A 721-nucleotide genomic window follows, 5' to 3' on the forward strand; every position below is an offset into this window, starting at 1 on the left:
ATGCACAAGGACAAGTCACGACGGAACGATTGTCTGCATTGCTCAATGACATTGGCATGGACATCTCCAAGCGCCAGGTCGTGCGTCTGCTCACCAAAGGACTTGATGGTTTCGTTGCTGAAGATGCTGCCGTCCTGCATGCTGGCCTGGTGTCAGCAGCCTATGTGACGGTCGACGACACCGGTGCCCGTCATGCGCGTGATAATTTCTACACCACCCATATTGGCGGCGAGCATTTTACTGTGTTCCGCACCACGAAGACCAAGTCACGGCTGAACTTCCTGTCGCTCTTTCGCGGCAATTATCAGGATTATGTGCTCAATGATGCCGCTTGCGATTATCTGAAGTCGCGGCATGGCGTCGATCCGACGGTTATCGCCAGACTGCGAACCCGCAAACCACAGCACTTTCCCAATCAGGTGCCGTTTCTTGAGCACTTGGCCCATAAGGGTATCGACATCTTCGATAAGGATTTAGTTCGGATAATCGCGGAATCCGGTATCTGGGGTTCTATTCGCCATCATGGTTTGTTGGGCAATGCCGTTATTGTCTCTGATGATGCTGGTCAGTTCCGTGTCGGAGACCATGCGCTGTGCTGGGTGCATGCTGAACGCTTGGTGCACAAGCTGATACCAGCAACGCTCCTGCAGGTGAGACATGTCGAAACTCTGCGCAAACTCATCTGGCTCTTTTACAAGCTTTTGAAAGACTTTTCCCGAAG

At 52.4% G+C, this 721-nt stretch carries 1 pseudogene; it reads left to right on the forward strand.

Annotated features, from left to right (window positions below):
- Nucleotides 1-721, forward strand: a pseudogene (locus WH356_RS23995) (IS66 family transposase); the annotation flags it as partial.

The sequence above is a fragment of the Ochrobactrum sp. MYb379 genome (genome assembly GCF_037479515.1).
Lineage (GTDB): Bacteria > Pseudomonadota > Alphaproteobacteria > Rhizobiales > Rhizobiaceae > Brucella.